Below are 20,270 nucleotides of genomic sequence, written 5' to 3' on the forward strand. Positions count from 1 at the left end.
TCGACGCAAGCTGACCCACCGCTTTCGCGAGCAAGCCCGCTCCCACAAAAGCTCGGTATTCGTAAATTTCAGGTTAAAGCGAAGGCGCCTGCTGTCGGCGTTTCCATTGGCCCAGCCGCTGTTGCAGCTCAAGCGGGCTCTGGATTTGCTGCTGGCGCGCGCGGCTGAACAGGATCAGCGCCAGTTCGGCGGTGGCCAGGGCGTCGGCGCTGGCGTTGTGACGGTCGAAGACTTGCAGCTTGAACCAGTCGATCCACTCATCCAGGCCAGCCTTGCGCAGGTTGGCCTGGGGGCAAAGCATCGGGGCCAGGTCAGCCACGTCCAGGAACGGATGCTGCAAGCGGTAACCCAAATAATCCTTCAATGCCCGCCCGAGCATGTGAGAGTCGAACGGCGCATGGAACGCCAGCAGCGGGCTATCGCCCACAAACGCCATGAACGCCAACAGCGCCTCGGCCGGATTGCTGCCGGCGGCGATGGCGCTGGGCGCCAGGCCGTGGATCAACACACTGGGCCCCAGTTTCTGCTTGTCGCACTGCAAGGTGCGTTCGAATTGCTGGCTGAAATCGATGGCGCCGTCCTCGATGACCACTGCGCCGATGGACAGCACTTGATCCTTGTTCAGGTTCAGCCCGGTGGTTTCCAGGTCCAGCACCACCCAGCGCTGTTCCCGCAGGCTGCACTCACCCAGCGGCGTGGGCGCGGGCAGACGCTCCAGGTGCTGCTGCAAGCCGTCGGGCAGCGTCGGCTGGGCCGGGCGCAGCCAGGAAAACAGGCTCACAGCTGGTACCTCAGCGTCAGGCTGCTTTGCAGGCGTTGGGCCTGGCGCAGGGATTCGCGCAGGATACGTCGATCCAAGTGATTGAGGCTCTCGGGGTCGACGCGATTGGAATAGGGCAGGTTCTCGCGGGTCTGCAGCTGATGTTGCTGCATGCGGGTCTGCTGGATGAAGTGATAGGCCTCTTCGTAAGCCGCGCCGTCCAGGGGCTCGATCACTTCCTTGATGACCAGTTGCCGCAAACGTTCCAGGGTGTTGTTGGCTTCGATGCCATTGGCCAGCGCCAACAGGCGAGCCCCGTCGACGAAGGGCGTCAGGCCTTGCACTTTCAGGTCGAGGGTTGCCTTCTCGCCGTTCTTGCGACTCAGCACGAAATCCCTGAAGCGTCCCACCGGTGGGCGATGACGCAGCGCGTTTTCAGCCATCATGCGCTGGAACAAACGGTTATCGGCGACTTGTTCAAGAAGCTGCTGGCGCAATTGCTCACAGCCCTGTTCGTCGCCCCAGACCACTCGCAAGTCGAAATAGATGCTTGAGCCCAGCAGGTTTTCCGGCGTCGCTTCACGGATGAATGCCGCAAAGCGCCGGGCCCATTCGGCACGGGACAGGCACAGCTCGGGATTGCCGGCCATGATGTTGCCCTTGCACAAGGTGAAGCCGCACAAAGCCAGGCTCTGGTTGATCTGCTGAGCGATGGGCAACAAAACACCACGGATCTGCGCCGCATGGGCCGCGTCTCGTGCCTCGAAAATGATGCCGTTGTCCTGATCGGTGTGAAGGGTTTGCTCGCGCCGGCCTTCGCTGCCGAAACACAGCCAACTGAAGGGCACGCCCGGGTCGCCCTTGTCGGCCAGGGTCAACTCGATGACCCGGCATACGGTGTGGTCGTTGAGCAGTGTGATGATGTGGGTGATCTGGGTCGACGACGCCCCGTGGGCCAGCATGCGCTCCACCAATTGACCGATCTCGCCGCGCAGGGCCACGAGGTTTTCCACCCGTGGGGCGCTGCGGATGGTCCGGGCCAGGTGCACCAGGTCGACACGCTGCAGGGAAAACAGATCGCGCTCCGACACCACGCCACACAGGCGCTGTTCCTTGACCAGGCAGACGTGGGCGATATGACGCTCGGTCATGGCGATGGCCGCATCAAAAGCGCTGTGGTCCGGCGAGAGGAAAAAGGGTGCCTGGGTCATGTGCTCGGCAATGGCCTGGGAAAAATCCCCCGAGCCGTCGGCCACCACCTGCCGCAAGTCGCGCAGGGTAAAAATCCCCACCGGTGCTTTCTGTTCATTGACCACGACGATGCTGCCGACTTGTTGTTCATGCATCAGTTTCACGGCTTCACGCAGGGGCGTTTCGGGGCTGCAACTCACCGGGTGACGCATCGCCAGCTCACCCAATCGGGTATTGAGCGAGTACTGCGTGCCCAAGGTTTGGGCCGATTTCTGCTGAACCTGTTGGTTGACCTGGTCGAGCAGGCTGCTGACCCCGCGCAGGGCGAAGTCGCGGAAGGGGCCGGACAATGCGAACAGCTTGATGAAGGCCGGCTTGTTCAGTTGCAGGCAGAAGGTATCTTCGCCAGCCAGGTGCTCGGTGCGTGTGGCGCGCTCGCCCAGCAGCGCGGCAAGAGGGAAACATTCGCCGGTGGTGATCTCGAAGGTGGTCTCGGTGCCACCCTTGGCCGTATGGGGACGCTCGCCCACCACGCGGCCCTGCTTGACGATGTAAAAGTGTTCCACCGGGCCGTCGGCCGGTTTGATGATGCTTTCACCCGTGGCGTAGAAGCGCAGCAGGCATTGCTCCACCAGATAAGCCAAGTGGGCATTTTCCATTTGATTGAACGGGGGGAACCGCTGGAGAAATTGCAGCGTGCCCTGGATGTTTTGCAACACCGCAGTTTTTCCTGCCTGGATGAAGGCGTCCGCTTTTTTCATAACCTGCGCAGTCTTTTTCGAATTTTTGTGGTCGGATCTGTTCGCTCATGGTCGGCTCCTGAGCGCGGGGTGCCCATTGGACGTAAGTCTAGGTCGCCGCAAAGAGCCGCCACCGCGGAAAAAACCCAGGTTTGAACGTGGAAAAAACTTCATTGATTGTTCTTGGAAAAAAATCCGACGAAGTGCACATTGAAGCGCCGCAGAACGATGTCTGACCACTGTGCCAGGGGATCGATTTTATAGAACGTAGAGAGCACCATGCCCGACCACGATATTTTGAGTGACGCCGAGCGCGAGGCGCTGAGTGCCGTCATGCTGGAACCTGACCTGCCGCCACAGCGCGTCTTGATCGTCGATGACGACAAGGACGCCCGCGAGCTGCTGTCAGAGATTCTGGCGCTGGACGGTATTCACTGCATGACCGCCGCCAGCGGTGAAACAGCACTCAAGATGCTGGAAACCAAGCCTTCGATCGGCCTGCTGATCACCGATTTACGCATGGGCAATGTCGATGGCCTGGAACTGGTGCGGCTGGTGCGCGAATCCGAACGGGCCGCGCTGCCGATCATCATCGTGTCCGGCGATGCCGACGTGAAGGACGCCATCGAGGCCATGCACCTGAGCGTGGTGGACTTTTTGCTCAAGCCGATCGATACCGAGAAGCTGCTCGGGTTGGTCAAGCATGAGTTGGGGATGGATCTGTAGCCTGCATCCCATTGTGCAAGGCTGTTGTGGCGAGGGAGCTTGCTCCCGCTCGACTGCGCAGCAGTCGCAAGTCAGTCAATGAGGTTTCGGATGCTGGGGAAAGGGGGCTGCTTCGCAGCCCAGCGGGAGCAAGCTCCCTCGCCACAAAAAGCACTATTGCCCAATAAAAAAAAGCCCTGATCTTTCGATCAGGGCTTTTTGCGTTTCATCACTACCGCTCAATCACAACCCATTGGCTGCCTTGAACTCGCGACGACGACGGTGCAGCACCGGCTCGGTGTAGCCGTTAGGCTGCTTCGTGCCTTCGATCACCAGTTCGACCGCCGCCTGGAAGGCGATATTGCTGTCGAAGTCTGGCGCCAGCGGACGATATAGCGGGTCGCTGGCGTTCTGGCGGTCCACCACCGGCGCCATGCGCTTGAGGCTTTCCATAACCTGGTCCTGCGTGACGATGCCGTGGCGCAGCCAGTTGGCGATGTGCTGGCTGGAAATACGTAGCGTCGCACGGTCCTCCATCAAGCCGACGTCATTGATGTCCGGCACTTTCGAACAACCGACGCCCTGGTCGATCCAGCGCACCACATAGCCAAGGATGCCCTGGGCATTGTTGTCCAGTTCGTTCTTGATCTGCTCGGGCGTCCAGTTCGGATTGACGGCCAGCGGGATGGTCAGGATGTCGTCCACCGAAGCGCGGGTGCGCTTGGCCAGTTCGGCCTGGCGGGCGAACACGTCGACCTTGTGGTAGTGCAACGCGTGCAGCGCGGCGGCGGTGGGCGAAGGAACCCAGGCCGTATTGGCGCCGGCCAGCGGATGAGCGATTTTCTGTTCGAGCATCGCCGCCATCAAATCCGGCATGGCCCACATGCCCTTGCCGATTTGTGCGCGACCTTGCAGGCCAGTGCTCAAGCCGATGTCGACGTTCCAGTTCTCGTAGGCGCCGATCCACTTCTCGGCCTTCATGTCGGCCTTGCGCACCATCGGGCCGGCTTCCATGGAGGTGTGGATCTCATCGCCGGTACGGTCGAGGAAGCCAGTGTTGATGAACACCACGCGCTCGCTGGCGGCCTTGATGCAAGCCTTGAGGTTGACCGTGGTACGGCGCTCCTCGTCCATGATCCCGACCTTGAGGGTGTTGCGTGGCAGGTTCAGCACGTCTTCGACGCGGCCGAACAGCTCGTTGGTGAACGCGGCTTCTTCCGGCCCGTGCATCTTCGGCTTGACGATGTACACCGAGCCGGTGCGGCTGTTGCGCCGGGTGGTGTTGCCGTTGAGGCTGTGGATGGCTGCCAGGCTGGTGATCAAGCCGTCGAGAATGCCTTCCGGCACTTCGTTGCCCTGCTTGTCCAAGATGGCGTCGATGGTCATCAGGTGGCCGACGTTGCGCACGAACAGCAGCGAACGGCCGTGCAGTGTCACGCTCGAACCGTCGGCTGCGGTGTATACGCGGTCGGCGTTCATGGTGCGGGTAAAGGTCTGGCCGCCCTTGGCGACTTGTTCCGAGAGGTCGCCCTTCATCAGGCCGAGCCAGTTGCGGTAGATCACCACTTTGTCATCGGCATCGACGGCGGCGACCGAGTCTTCGCAGTCCATGATGGTGGTCAGCGCGGCCTCCATCAGGATGTCTTTGACGCCGGCGGCATCGGTCTGGCCGACTGGGGTGCTGGCATCGACCTGGATTTCGAAGTGCAAGCCGTTGTGCTTCAGCAGCACCGCGCTCGGGGCCGAGGCATCGCCCTGGAAACCGATCAGTTGGGCATCGTCGCGCAGACCGCTGTTGCTGCCGCCCTTGAGGGTGACCACCAGTTTGCCGTCGACGATTTTGTAAGCGCTGGAGTCGACATGGGAGCCGGCTGCCAGGGGCGCCGCTTCATCGAGGAAGGCGCGGGCGAAGGCGATGACCTTGTCGCCGCGAACCTTGTTGTAGCCTTTGCCTTTCTCCGCACCATCGGCTTCGCTGATGGCATCGGTGCCGTACAGGGCGTCGTACAGCGAACCCCAGCGGGCGTTCGAGGCGTTGAGGGCGAAGCGGGCATTCATCACCGGCACCACCAACTGCGGGCCGGCCATGCGGGCGATCTCGTCATCGACGTTTTGGGTCGAGGCCTGGAAGTCCGCCGCTTCTGGCAGCAGGTATCCGATGTCTTGCAGGAAGGCTTTGTAAGCCACGGCGTCGTGGGCCTGGCCGGCACGGGCCTGGTGCCAGGCATCGATGCGCGCCTGGAAGTCGTCGCGTTTGGCGAGTAGGGCTTTGTTCTTCGGCGCCAGGTCGTGGATGACCTTGTCGGCACCGGCCCAGAACGCGTCGGCGGTCAGGCCGGTTCCGGGGATGGCTTCGTTATTCACGAAGTCGAACAGGACTTTGGCGACCTGCAGGCCACCGACTTGAACGTGTTCAGTCATTGCTTGCCTCACTCTGCTCAGCTATTTCGCTTTTCAGCTCTTCGATTTTGACAATGAAGCCTCGGGACATTTAAACCACAAACCCCGGAACCAGTACATGCCATCGCTGGCGGCTGGGTGGGTCCTATCACGGCGTTAAGCCTTGCTGACGGGGCTTTTCAGGGATGCGACTGCGCCTTGGCAGACATCGGTCCAACGTTATGTAGTGCGCGCTGCGGCATACTACATGATCAGTTGCGGTTGTGAAAATTAGACTAATTGCGTCGTTCCGCGACCGACTAAAGCAGTACAGTCACGACGCGGTAGCGGATGTTCTCAAAAAAACGGATCATTGTTCCAGATAAATCTAATTAATGTACACATTTACCGTGGCGAGGGAGCTTGCTCCCGCTGGAGTGCGAAGCGCTCCCCTATTTAGGGGGGCTACTGCGTAGCCCAGCGGGAGCAAGCTCCTCGCCACGAAAGCAGGGCGGTGCCGATTCATGGCTTGCCTATACTGTTTCTTCCACAACGAGAGGGCTATGCCATGGACCATCTGGTCATCACTGTTTTCGCCCCGGACCGGCCCGGGCAGGTCGAGCGCATCGCTGATTGCATCGCCGAGCACGGCGGTAACTGGCTGGAAAGTCGCATGTCGCGCCTGGCTGGGCAGTTTGCCGGGATCTTGCGCCTGAGCGCCCCGGCCGAATCCCATGAAGAGTTGATTGAAGCCTTGCAGGGGCTATCGGCCCACGGCATTCGCGTGTTGATTGCCGAAAGCGCAGTGGCAGAATCCTGCAGTTGGAAACCCATCACTATGGAATTGGTGGGTAACGATCGTCCTGGCATCGTGCGTGACATCACTCGTTTGCTGAGCGAGCAGGGCGTGAACGTCGAGCGGTTGGTGACTCATGTTCGGCCGGCACCGATGAGCAGTGAGTTGCTGTTTCACGCCGAAGCGATCCTGGGCGTGCCGTTGACTCTTTCGCTGGACACCTTGCAGGAGCGCCTGGAAACCCTGGCCGATGAATTGATGGTGGAGCTCAAGATCAGCGACGAAGCGTGACCCAGGTTATCCAAGGAAAACCATCGCCTGCCTGTGGATAACCTGTAGAGACTCCGCGCCAGCCCACGTCCGCCGGGCCTCAGCGAGCGATGATCAAAAAAACATCAGTTTTCAAGGGCTTGTGCACAAACGGCGGGGATCAGGTTGTGGATAACCTTGGGAAGGATCGATGCAGGCCACGCTAGCCGTTGCCTGCAGAGGGTTGGGTGTTTTTTGATCAGCTGCGGCGGCGCATGCTGATCACCGCGTCGATGCTGTACACCGCAAGCCCGGCCCAGATAAACAGGAACGCCACCAACGTGCTGGACGACAAATGCTCGCCGAACAGCATCACGGCGAGCAGCAGCACCAGCGTCGGCGCGATGTACTGGAGAAAGCCGATGGTAGTGTAGGGTAAATGCCGTGTTGCGGCGTTGAAACACACCAACGGCACCAGCGTCACGGGGCCGGCCGCCACCAGCCACCAGGCTTCGGAAGTGGTCCAGAAAGCTGCCTGGGCACTGGTGGCCGTCGGGTTGAACAGCAACCAGGCAATGGCGATAGGCACCAGCATCCAGGTTTCCACCACCAGCCCCGGCAAAGCCTTGACCGGCGCCTGCTTGCGGATCAAGCCATAGAAACCGAAGGTCAGCGCCAACACCAGCGACACCCACGGCAGGCTGCCCACTTGCCAGACCTGCTGCGCCACGCCGACCGCCGCCAACACGACCGCCAGCCATTGCATGCGTCGCAGCCGCTCGCCCAGCAGCAGCATGCCCAACAATACGTTCACCAGCGGGTTGATGTAGTAACCCAGGCTGGCTTCGAGCATGCGTTCGTTATTCACCGCCCAGACGTAGGTCAGCCAGTTGGCGGCGATCAGCGTGCCGCTCAAGGCCAGGATCGCCAGGCGACGCGGATTGTCCCGCAGCTCGCGCCACCAGCCCGGGTGCTTCCAGACCATCAGCAACGCCGCGCCGAACAGCGCCGACCACAGCACCCGATGGATGATGATTTCCACGGAGGGCACGCTGGCGATGGCTTTGAAATAGATCGGGAACAGGCCCCAGATGATATAGGCGCTCAGGCCCAGGATGTACCCGCGACGCGGGTTGGCGGCTTGCATGCAGAGTCCTTGCTTAGGCAGCTAACAAAGGTGTGATTGTAAGGAGATTTGTCAGGTTGTGCTGCGAACCTTTGTAGGCATCTTGGCCCACCGAGGATTCATCTGTGGGAGCGGGCTTGCTCGCGAAGGCGGTGTGTCAGTCGACATGAGTTCTGAATGTCACTCCGCCTTCGCGAGCAAGCCCGCTCCCACAAGGGGTTTGCTGCAGCTTGATCAAAACAACTTCAACGGCTCTTCATTCAGCGCCGCCAATTGTTCGCGCAGCGCCAATACCTGGTCGCCCCAGTACCGTTCGCTGCCGAACCACGGGAAGCTGCGAGGGAAGGCCGGGTCATCCCAGCGCCGTGCCAGCCAGGCGCTGTAATGCATCAGGCGCAAGGCCCGCAGCGGTTCGATCAATGCCAGCTCTCGCGGGTCGAAGTCGTGGAACTCTTGATAACCGTCCATCAGTTCCGACAATTGCCCGAGGCATTCCTGGCGATCACCCGCAAGCATCATCCACAAATCCTGCACCGCCGGACCCATGCGGCAATCGTCGAGGTCGACGATGTGGAACACCTCGTCGCGGCACATCATGTTGCCGGGATGGCAGTCGCCGTGCATGCGGATGTTTTTGTGGGGCGTGGCGGCGTAGACCTCCTCGACACGCTTGAGCAGGTCCCGTGCCACTGACTCGTAGGCTGGCAGCAGGCTGCGCGGTACGAAACCGCTTTCGAGCACGGTGGCAAGCGAGTCGTGGCCGAAATTTTTAACGCCCAGTGCCTCGCGATGCTCGAACGGGCGACTGGCGCCCACCGCGTGCAGGCGCCCGAGCAATTGCCCGAGGCGATAGAGCTGGTCAAGGTTGCCCGGTTCCGGCGCGCGGCCACCGCGACGGGGAAACAGCGTGAATCGAAACCCGGCATGTTCGTGCAGGCTGGCGCCGTTATGAATCAATGGCGCGACTACCGGCACTTCGCAATCGGCCAGCTCGAAGGTAAAGCGGTGTTCTTCCAGGATCGCTTCGTCGGTCCAGCGCTGCGGGCGATAGAACTTTGCAATCAGCGGCTCGGCGTCTTCGATGCCGACCTGATAGACGCGGTTCTCGTAGCTGTTGAGAGCCAGCACACGGGCGTCGCTCAGGAAGCCAATGCTTTCAACGGCATCGAGCACCAAATCGGGCGTGAGGGTTTCAAACGGATGGGACATGCTGACTCCTGCGCAGCGGCAGGGCTGCCGCGTCCGGCCCAGCATGGTAGCGCAAAGCAGACTGGATTGATTGGTGTGACTTGCACAGGACTATGTGGCGAGGGAGCTTGCTCCCGCTTGGGTGCGAAGCGCCCATAAAGATGGGGTCGCTGCACAACCCAGCGGGAGCAAGCTCCCTCGCCACAAAGTGTCATGCCCCCGGCCCAAACCAGTATCAGGCGCCGATGACCCCGCCATCTTCCCGAGTAATCACCATCACCGAAGACCGCGGCTTGCCGTTGGGCAGATGCTCGGGGAAGGTCGAACCGCCGTTTTCCCCAGGATGCTGGATCCCGACGAACAAGGCCTTCTGGTCCGGCGCGAAACTGATCCCGGTCACTTCACAACCCACCGGCCCGACCATGAAGCGGCGGATCTCACCGCTGTTGGGGTCGGCACACAGCATCTGGTTGTTGCCCATGCCGGCAAAGTCCCCGGCATTGCTGACGTCGCCGTCGGTGAGGATCCACAGCCGGCCGGCCTTGTCGAAGCCCAGGCCGTCCGGGCTGTTGAACATGTTCTGCGGGTTGATGTTGGACGAACCGGCCTTCGGCGTGCCGGCGTGTACCGTCGGGTTGCCGGCGACCACGAACAGGTCCCAGTCGAAGGTCTTGGCTGCGTGATCGTCGCGGTCGGTGCGCCAGCGCAGGATCTGGCCGTAGACGTTCTTGGCCCGGGGGTTCGGCCCGCCCACCGGCTGGCCGTCTTCGCCGCGCTTGGCGTTGTTGGTCAGGGTGCAGTAGACCTGGCCGTCTTTCGGGCTGACCACGATCCATTCCGGACGGTCCATGCGCGTGGCGCCCACGGCGCTGGCGGCCAGGCGTGCATGAATCAATATCTGCGCCTGGTCGGCGAAACCGCTGCTGGCGTCCAGGCCATTCTTGCCGTGGGTCAGCTCGATCCACTGGCCCTTGCCCTTGGGGTGGTCCGGGTTGCTGTCACCGGCGTCGAAGCGCGCCACGTACAAGGTGCCATGGTCCAAGAGGTTGCGATTGGCCTTGGCATTGCGGTGGTTGATGCGCTCGCGGCTGACGAATTTGTAGATGAATTCACCGCGTTCGTCGTCGCCCATGTACACCACGGCACGACCGTCATTGGTCTGGGCCAGCGCTGCGTTTTCATGTTTGAAACGGCCTAGGGCGGTGCGTTTGACCGGCGTGGACTCCGGATCGAACGGATCGATTTCCACCACCCAGCCGTGGCGATTGAGTTCGTTGGGGTTCTTTGCCAAGTCGAAGCGCGGGTCGAACAGGTGCCAGTTGATGTCGCGGCTGGTGACGGTGGCGCCGTAGCGTTTCTGCGCCTCGTCGAACTGCAGGTCGGCCTTGCTGCTGCCGAAGCAGTCGGTGAAATTTTCTTCGCAGGTCAGGTAAGTGCCCCACGGTGTCATGCCGTTGGCGCAGTTCTGAAAGGTCCCCAGCACTTTCTTGCCACTCTTGTCGGCGCTGGTTTTCAGCAGCTCGTGACCGGCCGCCGGGCCCCGCAGGCGAATCGGCGTGTTGCCGTGGATCCTGCGGTTGTAGCGCGATTGCTGGACGAACTGCCACTGGCCGCGACGACGCTCGACCTCGATCACCGACACGCCTTCACTGGCCTGGGCCTTGCGCACGTCTTCAGCTGACTGCGGCTGGCCGCCATGGGCAAAGAGGTAGCGGTAATTGGTGTATTCGTTGTTGATCGCCATCAGCGCCCGGTTGTTGTCACCGGGGAACGGGAACAGGCTCATGCCGTCGTTGTTGTCGCCGAATTGCATCTCCTGCGCGCGTGCCGTGCCGTTGCCGCTGGGGTCGAACGCCGGTGCGTTTTTTTGCAGCGGCTGGCCCCAACTGATCAGCACCGAGGATTTATAACCTGGCGGCAGCGTGAGGGTGTCGGTCGTGGCGGCGGCGATGCCGTCGAAGCCCAGCAGCCTGCTGTTGCCCTCGCTCACGGCGGCGGCCAGCACGCTGCGACTCAGCAGGTTGCCGCCGAGGAACATCGCCGCGCCGCACAGGGCGCCGGCGCTGATGAATCCACGGCGGCTCAGGCCGACGATTTTTTCCAGGTCGGTGGATTGGTTTTCTTCTAATAGGCTCATCTCAGGCTCCCTGCAGGTTTTGGCAGTCACCATAAAGCGGGTCGATGAAACTATTGTTGCAGCGCGCTACAGCGGCGTGCCGAGCAGCACATTCGTGGGGGAAAACTCCACTTGCACCGCCGAACCGTCGCGCAGTTTTCGTTCGCGCAGTTCAAGCGGGTCCGCCAGGGCGCACAGCGTCTGGCCATTGGGCAGGCCGATACGCACTTCGCTGGGGCCATTTTCGGCGGCGCAGACTTGCTCGATCGTTCCTCGCAGCGAATTGATGGCCGATCTTGCCGACGGTTCGGCGGGGTGCAACTCCAGCCAGCCGGCCTTGATCAGTGCCACCACTTCGGTACCGATGGTCAGTTCCAGGCGCACGGTGCTGTCGTGGGTGATCTGGGCTTCGATGATCAAGCCCCGAGCCAGCTCCAGGCGTACCCGGTCGTTGTGTCCCTGTGCCTCGATGGCGAGGATTTTGCCGTGCAATTGATTGCGCGCGCTGGTGCGCAGCATGAGGCGGCCTAGCAGGCCCAGGTCATTGGCATCTTCACTGGCCTCCAGCAGCTGGGCCTGCAAGGTTTGCAAGCGTTGATACAGGCGCAGGACGCGTTGCCCTTCTTCCGACAGCTTGGCGCCGCCACCCCCCTTGCCGCCGACGCTGCGCTCCACCAAGGGTTGGTCCGCCAGGTTGTTCAACTCATCGATGGCATCCCAAGCGGCCTTATAGCTCAAGCCCGCGCTCTTGGCGGCGCGAGTGATGGAGCCCTGTTCGGCGATGTGCTGCAACAGGGCGATGCGTTGTGGACGCCGGACGATGTGTTGGGTCAGGAGCGTGGGCAATGACATGACGGACAACTGCGGCAAGGGACGATGAGCGGACGTTGGCGCCTTGGACGCGGCGCGTCAAGCCGGCTCGCCGGGTTTTGGCGTGCGTGCCAGGCAATACACGTCGACCCGCGCGGCACCGGCTTCGCGCAGCAAACGGGCCAGCGCCTGGGCGGTGGCGCCGGTGGTGAGCACATCGTCCACCAGCGCCAAGTGTAGATTTTGCGCCGACGCGTTCGGGGCCAAGGCGAAGGCCTGGCACAGGTTCCGCTGCCGGGCTTTGGCATCGAGTGCCTGTTGGGCAGGGGTGTCCTGGGTACGTCGCAGCAGGGTCTCTTCGCAAGGTATTTGCAGCGAAGTGCTGAGCCAGCGGGCGAGCAGCGTGGCTTGGTTGAACCCGCGCTGGCGCAACCGCCGGGCGGCCAGGGGCACCGGTACCAGCGCGTCGGGCCGCTCCAGCCCTTCGTCGAAATGATGTTGCAGCGACTGCGCCAACAGCTCGCCCATGAGCCGGCCGAGGGGCCATTTCGCCTGGTGCTTGAAACGGGTGATCAGGCTGTCCACCGGAAAGTCATAGGCCCAGGGCGCCAGGACCCGCTCGAACGCCGGCGGCCGTGCCGCGCATTGTCCACAGCGCAGCCCGGCCATGGGCAACGGCAGGGCGCACACTTCGCATTGGTCGCCGAGCCAGGGCAATTCGCTTTCACAAGGGGTGCAGAGCGGTTGTGGCGTATCGGTGGCGTCCCCGCAGAGCAGGCAGAATTGTTTGTTTTTTAACCAGATGTAAACCGGTCCTTCGTATCGTGGTTGACAGCGCATGACTCTTCCTTAAATATGCCGAACATCCGTGTCGCGCCTGTGGGTATTACGCATCCCAGGCGCCTGCCAAGCATAATCAAGGAAATGCCCATGAGCGCCAGCACCACTGCCAACCTGCGTCATGACTGGTCTTTGGCCGAAGTCAAAGCACTCTTCGTCCAGCCCTTCAATGACTTGCTGTTCCAGGCGCAGACCGTGCACCGCGCGCATTTCGACGCCAACCGCGTGCAGGTTTCCACGCTGTTGTCGATCAAGACCGGCGCCTGCCCGGAAGATTGCAAATATTGTCCGCAGTCCGGTCACTACAACACCGGCCTGGATAAAGAGAAGTTGCTGGAAGTGCAGAAAGTCCTCGAAGAGGCTGCGCGCGCCAAGGCCATCGGGTCGACCCGTTTCTGCATGGGCGCGGCGTGGAAGCACCCGTCGGCCAAGGACATGCCTTACGTGCTGGAGATGGTCAAGGGCGTGAAGGCCATGGGCCTGGAAACCTGCATGACCCTCGGTCGACTCGACCAGGACCAGACCGCAGCGCTGGCCGAGGCCGGCCTGGATTACTACAACCACAACCTCGATACCTCGCCAGAGTTCTACGGCAGCATCATCACCACCCGCACCTACAGCGAGCGCTTGCAAACCCTGGCTTACGTGCGCGATTCGGGGATGAAGATCTGCTCCGGCGGCATCCTGGGCATGGGCGAGTCCCTGGACGATCGCGCCAACCTGCTGATCCAGCTGGCCAACCTGCCGGAGCATCCGGAGTCGGTGCCGATCAACATGCTGGTCAAGGTTGCCGGCACGCCGTTGGAGAATGCCGAGGACATCGATCCGTTCGATTTCATCCGCATGCTCGCCGTGGCGCGGATCATGATGCCTCAGTCCCATGTGCGCCTCTCCGCCGGCCGCGAAGCGATGAATGAACAGATGCAGGCCCTGGCGTTCCTGGCCGGTGCGAACTCGATTTTCTACGGCGACAAGCTGCTGACCACCGCCAACCCGCAAGCCGACAAGGACATGCAGCTGTTCGCACGCCTGGGCATCCAGCCTGAAGCCCGTGAGGAACATGCCGATGAAGTGCATCAGGCAGCGATTGAACAGGCGTTGGTGGAGCAGAAGAGCAGCGCGCAGTTCTATAACGCGGCTGTTTGAGTCAATGCAAAACCAAGTGTGGGAGCGGGCTTGCTCGCGAAGGCGGCGCAACAGTCAATACACATGTTGAATGTGATGACCCCTTCGCGAGCAAGCCCGCTCCCACATTGGATTTCATTGTTTTCAAAATAATGATTCATCCCGAGGCCTGCATGCCCTTTGATCTCGCCGCACGCCTGGCTGCCCGTCGTGCCGAAAACCTCTACCGCCAGCGCCCGTTGCTTGAAAGCCCGCAGGGGCCAGAAGTTGTGGTGGATGGCCAGCCGTTGCTGGCGTTCTGCAACAACGACTACCTGGGCCTGGCCAACCATCCGCAGGTGATCGAAGCCTGGCGCGCCGGGGCGGCCCGCTGGGGCGTTGGTGGTGGCGCTTCGCATTTGGTCATCGGCCACAGCGGCCCCCATCACGCCTTGGAAGAAGCCTTGGCTGATTTGACTGGCCGCCCGCGGGCGTTGCTGTTCACCACGGGCTACATGGCCAACCTCGGTGCGGTCACGGCGCTGGTCGGGCAGGGCGACACGGTTTTGGAAGACCGGCTCAATCATGCCTCGTTGCTCGATGCCGGGTTGTTGTCCGGGGCGCGCTTCAACCGTTACCTGCATAACGATGCCCAAAGCCTGGCCAACCGTCTTGAGAAAGCCACCGGCAATACCCTGGTCGTTACCGATGGTGTGTTCAGTATGGACGGCGATCTTGCCGACCTGCCGGCCCTGGCCCGCGAAGCCAAGGCCAAGGGCGCCTGGTTGATGGTCGATGATGCCCACGGCTTTGGTCCACTGGGGGCCAATGGCGGCGGTATCGTCGAGCATTTCGGCTTGAACCAGGACGATGTGCCGGTGCTGGTGGGCACCCTGGGCAAGGCGTTCGGCACTGCCGGTGCGTTTGTCGCCGGGAGTGAGGAGTTGATTGAGAGCTTGATCCAGTTCGCGCGCCCCTACATCTATACCACCAGCCAACCACCGGCGCTGGCCTGCGCGACGCTCAAGAGTCTTGAACTGCTGCGCAGCGAGCATTGGCGGCGCGAGCATCTGCAATTGTTGATCCGCCAGTTCCGCCACGGCGCCGAACAGATCGGCCTGCAATTGATGGACAGTTTCACGCCGATCCAGCCGATTGTGATCGGCGACGCGGGGCGGGCAATGCGGATGTCACAAATGTTGCGCGAGCGAGGGCTGATGGTTACCGCCATTCGCCCGCCTACCGTGCCGGCTGGCAGTGCCCGGTTGCGTGTGACCCTGACGGCTGCCCACAGCGAAGCCCAGGTGCAACGACTGTTAGCGGCATTGTCCGATTGTTTTGCCCTGTTGGGGCCGGAGCCATGTCATGCGTGATCGACTGATACTGCTGCCCGGTTGGGGCTTGGGGGTCTCACCGCTGGAGCCGCTGGCGGCGGCGTTGCAGGGGCTGGACGAACACCTGCGGGTGGAAATCGAGCCGCTTCCGGCCCTGGCATCGAGCGACCCGCAAGAATGGCTCGAAGAGCTGGATGCGTGCGTGCCCCAGGACGCCTGGCTGGGTGGCTGGTCCCTGGGCGGCATGTTGGCCTCGGCGCTGGCGGCACGGCGCGCAGAGCGCTGCTGTGGCCTGCTGACTCTGGCCAGCAATCCGTGCTTCGTGGCTCATGAGCAGTGGCCGAGCGCGATGGCGGGCGAAACGTTCGACGGCTTTCTCGCCGGCTGCGCTGGCGACCCACGCCTGACGCTCAAGCGGTTCAGTTTGTTGTGCGCCCAGGGCGGCAGCGATCCGCGCGGGTTGTCGCGGTTGCTGCTGGCCGGGGCGCCAAGTACATCCCCCGACGTGTTGATGGCAGGGCTGGAACTGCTGGCGCAATTGGATACTCGCGCCGCGTTGCAGAGTTTTCGAGGGCCGCAACTGCATTTGTTTGCCGGCCTCGACGCCTTGGTGCCGGCCGAAGCCGCGAGTCAATTGCTGGTCTTGCTGCCAGATGTCGAAATCGGCCTGATCGAACAGGCCGGCCACGGATTCCTACTGGAAGACCCCCACGGTGTGGCAGGGGCGATCCAGGCTTTTTTGCATGAGTCCGGTGATGACTGATTTGTCCGCTCCTAAATGGCCCGGCGCCTTGCCCGACAAGCGTCAGGTTGCCGCCTCGTTTTCCAGGGCCGCGTCCAGCTATGACAGCGTGGCTGAATTGCAGCGCGATGTGGGGCTGCGATTGCTCGAGCGGTTGCCGGCTTCACTGCAGCCCGCGCGCTGGATGGATCTGGGCTGCGGCACTGGTTATTTCACCCGGGCCCTGGGTGCGCGCTTCGGCGAGGCGACCGGCCTGGCGTTGGATATTGCCCAGGGCATGCTTGACCATGCGCGTCCAAAAGGTGGCGCTGCGTATTTCATCGCCGGGGACGCGGAGCGGTTGCCTTTGCAGGCGTCGAGTTGCGACCTGGTGTTCTCCAGCCTGGCGGTGCAGTGGTGTGCGGATTTTGCCTCGGTGCTGAGCGAGGCCCACCGTGTCTTGAAGCCGGGCGGAGTGTTTGCCTTTGCCAGCCTCTGCGTCGGTACGTTGTACGAATTGCGCGACAGCTGGCGTCAGGTAGATGGCCTGGTGCACGTCAACCGTTTCCGTGGGTTCGAGACGTATCAACAGCTGTGCGCGGCCAGCGGCCTGGATGTCGTCAGTCTTGAACAGCGGCCCCATGTATTGCATTACCCCGACGTGCGCAGCCTGACCCACGAATTGAAAGCCTTGGGCGCGCATAATCTGAACCCCGGTCGACCGGGTGGGTTGACGGGCAGGGCGCGGATCCTGGAGCTGGTCGAGGCTTATGAACAATTCCGCCAGGCCCAGGGCCTGCCGGCGACTTATCAAGTGGTCTACGCCGTCTTGGAGAAACCGCTATGAGCCAGGCCTATTTCATTACCGGCACTGACACGGATGTGGGCAAGACCACGGTCGCGGCCGGTCTGTTGCATGCTGCTCGGCAGGCCGGCATGAGCACCGCCGCCGGCAAACCCGTGGCCTCCGGTTGCGAGGTTACCCCCAAGGGCCTGCGCAACGCCGATGCCCTGGCGTTGCTGGCTGAGTGCTCGGTGCCGCTTGAATACGCGCAGGTCAATCCGCTGGCATTTGAGCCGGCTATTGCGCCTCACTTGGCGGCGCGGGAAGCCGGCGTGGCCTTGACGGTGCAATCGTTGCTGATGCCGATGCGTGACGTGCTTGCCCTGAAGGCCGATTTCACTCTGATTGAAGGCGCAGGAGGATGGCGGGTACCGTTGGCCGATCAGGATAACCTGTCGGATCTGGCCATGGCCCTGGGCCTGCCGGTGATTCTGGTGGTGGGTGTACGCCTGGGGTGCATCAGCCATGCCCTGCTGACCGCCGAAGCCATCGCCCGGGACGGTCTGCAACTGGCCGGGTGGGTCGCCAATATCATCGATCCCAAGACCTCGCGCCTGGAAGAAAACCTCGCCACCCTGGCCGAGCGCCTCCCGGCGCCGTGTCTGGGGCGAGTACCGAGGATCAAGGGCATCACTGCTGACATCGTGGCTGAGCATCTGCACCTGGATCTGCTGGATTAATCGTTCAGGGCCAAGGTTTTGGCTATGACAAGGCACTGTGCCATTAGGGTTTTTGTCGGGCCTTTTCCCAGGGCTTCTGATTCAATGACCGCTGTCGACCCTTCAAGATGACGAGCCCTGCCATGGAAATCTCAGGAAACACCGCGTTCTATGCCGGTCTGAGCACGATTCAGACAGGGCAGAACCGTGTCGATCAGGCGGCTGGCCAGATCGCCAACACCACGATCGAGCGTTCGGTCACCAGTCAGTCGTCCGATATACAGGCTGATCGACTGCGCTCGGTGGATCGCAGCCAGCAATCGGACCTGGCCAGTAGCATGGTCGAAATGTCCCAAGGCAAGTTCCAGGTGCAACTGGGCGTGAACGTGGCCAAGGCATCCGACGAAATGCTCGGGACGTTGATCGATACGTTTGCCTGATCTTGTATTTCCAGATTTGCAAAAACGCCGCGATTATCCGCGGCGTTTTGGTCTCTAACGTCCTGTTGCTCAACTAATCTTTTCCTACGCGCATTGCGGATCCTTCACCGTGGTGGATTTCCTGTGTCTGACATTTTTTGCCAGTCGATGACGAACGGCAAAAGATCGGCGCTTGACAAGATTTGGGCGTAAACGTATGTTTCAAACAACTGTTTGACCGCTACAACAAATCCACGCGGTCGTTCATTCCCGGTTACATCAGCAGAGGTTTATCGCTATGCCTGACTACAAGGCCCCCTTGCGTGATATTCGCTTCGTTCGTGACGAACTGCTCGGCTACGAAGCGCATTATCAGAGCCTTCCGGCTTGCCAGGACGCAACTCCGGACATGGTTGACGCCATTCTCGAAGAAGGCGCCAAGTTTTGTGAGCAGGTGCTGGCTCCGCTGAACCGCGTGGGTGATATCGAAGGCTGCACCTGGAGTGAATCCGGCGTGAAGACTCCGACCGGCTTCAAGGAAGCCTACAAGCAATTCGTCGAAGGCGGCTGGCCAAGCCTGGCCCACGATGTGGAACATGGCGGCCAAGGCCTGCCGGAGTCCCTGGGCCTGGCGGTCAGCGAGATGGTCGGCGAAGCCAACTGGTCGTGGGGCATGTATCCGGGCCTGTCCCATGGCGCGATGAATACGATTTCCGAACACGGTACGCCCGAACAACAAGAGGCTTACCTGACCAAGCTGGTCTCCGGTGAATGGACCGGCACCATGTGCCTGACCGAACCGCACTGTGGCACCGACCTGGGCATGCTGCGCACCAAGGCCGAGCCTCAGGCCGACGGTTCCTACAAAGTCTCCGGCACCAAGATTTTCATTTCGGCCGGCGAACACGACATGGCCGACAACATTGTCCATATCGTCCTGGCGCGCCTGCCGGACGCACCGGCCGGCACCAAGGGCATTTCGCTGTTCATCGTTCCAAAGTTCCTGCCTAACGCCGACGGCACCATCGGTCAGCGCAACGCGGTGAGCTGCGGTTCCCTGGAACACAAGATGGGCATCCACGGTAACGCCACCTGCGTGATGAACTTCGACGCGGCCACCGGTTTCCTGATCGGCCCGGCGAACAAGGGCCTGAACTGCATGTTCACCTTCATGAACACCGCACGCCTGGGCACCGCGCTGCAAGGCCTTGCCCACGCCGAGATCGGTTTCCAGGGCGGCCTGAAATATGCCCGTGACCGCCTGCAAATGCGTTCCCTGACCGGCCCGAAAGCTCCGGACAAGGCCGCCGACCCGATCATCGTGCACCCTGACGTGCGCCGCATGCTGCTGACCATGAAGGCTTTCGCCGAAGGTAACCGGGCGATGGTGTACTTCACTGCCAAGCAGGTCGACATCGTCAAGTACGGCGTGGACGAGGAAGAGAAGAAGAAAGCTGATGCGCTGCTGGCGTTCATGACGCCGATCGCCAAGGCTTTCATGACTGAAGTCGGTTTCGAATCGGCCAACCATGGCGTGCAAATCTATGGCGGCCACGGTTTCATCGCCGAGTGGGGCATGGAGCAGAACGTTCGCGACAGCCGCATCTCGATGCTGTACGAAGGCACCACTGGTATCCAGGCCCTCGACCTGCTGGGCCGCAAAGTGCTGATGACCCAAGGCGAGGCTCTCAAAGGCTTCACCAAGATCGTTCACAAGTTCTGCCAGAGCAATGAAGGCAACGACGCGGTCAAGGAGTTCGTAGAACCCCTGGCTGCGCTGAACAAGGAATGGGGCGAACTGACCATGAAGGTCGGGATGGCGGCCATGAAGGATCGCGAAGAAGTCGGCGCGGCGTCGGTGGACTACCTGATGTACTCCGGTTACGCCTGCCTGGCCTATTTCTGGGCCGACATGGCGCGCCTGGCAGCGGAAAAACTCGCGGCCGGCACCACCGAGGAGGCGTTCTACACCGCCAAGCTGCAGACCGCGCGCTTCTACTTCCAGCGCATCCTGCCGCGTACCCGCACTCACGTAGCAACCATGCTGTCGGGCGCCAACAACCTGATGGACATGAAAGAAGAAAACTTCGCGCTGGGCTATTAAGCCTTAAGCGATTGTTCGAAAAAGCCGCCGCTTCTTCGGAAGCGGCGGCTTTTTCATGCCCGCCACAAATCCCCTCGCTCCCACAGAGGTCAGTGGTGATCCTGAAACAATATTCATCAAGCTCCACCCTAAAAAAACCTGTCCCTCGGCCGTTACAGCGATGGCAGTGTGACATCTGTCACATC

The 20,270-nt window shown here is 61.6% G+C and carries 17 protein-coding genes; 9 read left to right on the top strand and 8 right to left on the bottom strand.

Annotated features, from left to right (window positions below; genetic code table 11):
* Positions 1-73: 73 nt before the first annotated feature.
* Positions 74-781, bottom strand: a complete 708-nt coding sequence (locus tag AD663_RS02660; protein WP_003177633.1) for a PolC-type DNA polymerase III — start codon at positions 779-781, stop codon at positions 74-76.
* On the bottom strand, positions 778-2,712 hold the full coding sequence (locus AD663_RS02665; RefSeq protein ID WP_003177634.1) for a putative nucleotidyltransferase substrate binding domain-containing protein: 1,935 nt from the start codon (positions 2,710-2,712) through the stop codon (positions 778-780). The genes AD663_RS02660 and AD663_RS02665 overlap by 4 nt, the downstream gene beginning before the upstream one ends.
* A gap of 258 nt (positions 2,713-2,970) precedes the next feature.
* On the opposite strand from AD663_RS02665, the gene AD663_RS02670 reads away from it, so the two are divergent.
* Positions 2,971-3,417 (top strand): response regulator, encoded by a 447-nt coding sequence (locus tag AD663_RS02670; RefSeq protein ID WP_053213227.1) that lies wholly within the window; start codon positions 2,971-2,973, stop codon positions 3,415-3,417.
* Between the two features lie 222 nt (positions 3,418-3,639).
* Here the strand turns inward: AD663_RS02670 and AD663_RS02675 are convergent, their stop codons facing one another.
* Positions 3,640-5,817 carry a malate synthase G gene (locus tag AD663_RS02675; RefSeq protein ID WP_053213228.1) on the bottom strand — a complete coding sequence of 726 codons (2,178 nt, stop codon included), beginning with the start codon at positions 5,815-5,817 and terminating at the stop codon, positions 3,640-3,642.
* 526 nt (positions 5,818-6,343) lie between these two features.
* Here AD663_RS02675 and AD663_RS02680 point away from each other — a divergent pair.
* Positions 6,344-6,862, top strand: coding sequence for a glycine cleavage system protein R (locus tag AD663_RS02680; protein WP_003177637.1), 519 nt, complete (start codon positions 6,344-6,346; stop codon positions 6,860-6,862).
* 217 nt (positions 6,863-7,079) lie between these two features.
* Here AD663_RS02680 and rarD read toward each other — a convergent pair whose 3' ends face one another.
* The 5 genes from rarD to AD663_RS02705 form a co-directional block, all read right to left on the bottom strand.
* The gene (gene rarD, locus AD663_RS02685) at positions 7,080-7,967 is read right to left on the bottom strand and encodes an EamA family transporter RarD (protein ID WP_003177638.1); all 888 of its coding nucleotides are present in this window, start codon (positions 7,965-7,967) and stop codon (positions 7,080-7,082) included.
* A 213-nt stretch (positions 7,968-8,180) separates the two neighbouring features.
* A complete protein-coding gene (locus AD663_RS02690; RefSeq protein WP_053213229.1) occupies positions 8,181-9,155 on the bottom strand; it encodes a serine/threonine protein kinase in 975 nt (324 codons plus the stop codon).
* A 214-nt stretch (positions 9,156-9,369) separates the two neighbouring features.
* Entirely contained in the window at positions 9,370-11,271 is a 1,902-nt protein-coding gene (locus AD663_RS02695; protein WP_003177640.1) for a PhoX family phosphatase, read from the bottom strand.
* A gap of 66 nt (positions 11,272-11,337) precedes the next feature.
* The gene (locus tag AD663_RS02700) at positions 11,338-12,102 is read right to left on the bottom strand and encodes a TOBE domain-containing protein (protein WP_003177641.1); all 765 of its coding nucleotides are present in this window, start codon (positions 12,100-12,102) and stop codon (positions 11,338-11,340) included.
* Positions 12,103-12,159: 57 nt separating this feature from the next.
* The gene (locus tag AD663_RS02705; RefSeq protein WP_003177642.1) at positions 12,160-12,900 is read right to left on the bottom strand and encodes a ComF family protein; all 741 of its coding nucleotides are present in this window, start codon (positions 12,898-12,900) and stop codon (positions 12,160-12,162) included.
* Between the two features lie 90 nt (positions 12,901-12,990).
* Between AD663_RS02705 and bioB the strand changes: the two genes are divergently transcribed.
* The 7 genes from bioB (at position 12,991) to AD663_RS02740 (ending at position 20,085) form a co-directional block, all read left to right on the top strand.
* Complete coding sequence (gene bioB / locus AD663_RS02710) at positions 12,991-14,046, top strand: biotin synthase BioB (RefSeq protein WP_053213230.1); 1,056 nt, start codon at positions 12,991-12,993, stop codon at positions 14,044-14,046.
* 152 nt (positions 14,047-14,198) lie between these two features.
* Positions 14,199-15,377 (top strand): 8-amino-7-oxononanoate synthase, encoded by a 1,179-nt coding sequence (gene bioF, locus AD663_RS02715; protein ID WP_003177644.1) that lies wholly within the window; start codon positions 14,199-14,201, stop codon positions 15,375-15,377.
* Complete coding sequence (locus AD663_RS02720) at positions 15,370-16,101, top strand: alpha/beta fold hydrolase (RefSeq protein ID WP_003177646.1); 732 nt, start codon at positions 15,370-15,372, stop codon at positions 16,099-16,101. The genes bioF and AD663_RS02720 overlap by 8 nt, the downstream gene beginning before the upstream one ends.
* Entirely contained in the window at positions 16,094-16,906 is an 813-nt protein-coding gene (gene bioC, locus AD663_RS02725; RefSeq protein ID WP_003177647.1) for a malonyl-ACP O-methyltransferase BioC, read from the top strand. Before AD663_RS02720 ends, bioC begins: the two co-directional genes overlap by 8 nt.
* Entirely contained in the window at positions 16,903-17,583 is a 681-nt protein-coding gene (bioD, locus tag AD663_RS02730) for a dethiobiotin synthase (protein WP_003177648.1), read from the top strand. The genes bioC and bioD overlap by 4 nt, the downstream gene beginning before the upstream one ends.
* A gap of 122 nt (positions 17,584-17,705) precedes the next feature.
* The gene (locus AD663_RS02735) at positions 17,706-18,002 is read left to right on the top strand and encodes a hypothetical protein (RefSeq protein ID WP_003177649.1); all 297 of its coding nucleotides are present in this window, start codon (positions 17,706-17,708) and stop codon (positions 18,000-18,002) included.
* Positions 18,003-18,279: 277 nt separating this feature from the next.
* Positions 18,280-20,085, top strand: a complete 1,806-nt coding sequence (locus tag AD663_RS02740) for a phenylacyl-CoA dehydrogenase (RefSeq protein WP_003177650.1) — start codon at positions 18,280-18,282, stop codon at positions 20,083-20,085.
* Positions 20,086-20,270 lie beyond the last annotated feature (185 nt).

It is taken from the genome of Pseudomonas sp. Q12-87, assembly GCF_001269755.1.
GTDB classification, from domain to species: Bacteria; Pseudomonadota; Gammaproteobacteria; order Pseudomonadales; family Pseudomonadaceae; genus Aquipseudomonas; species Aquipseudomonas fluorescens_S.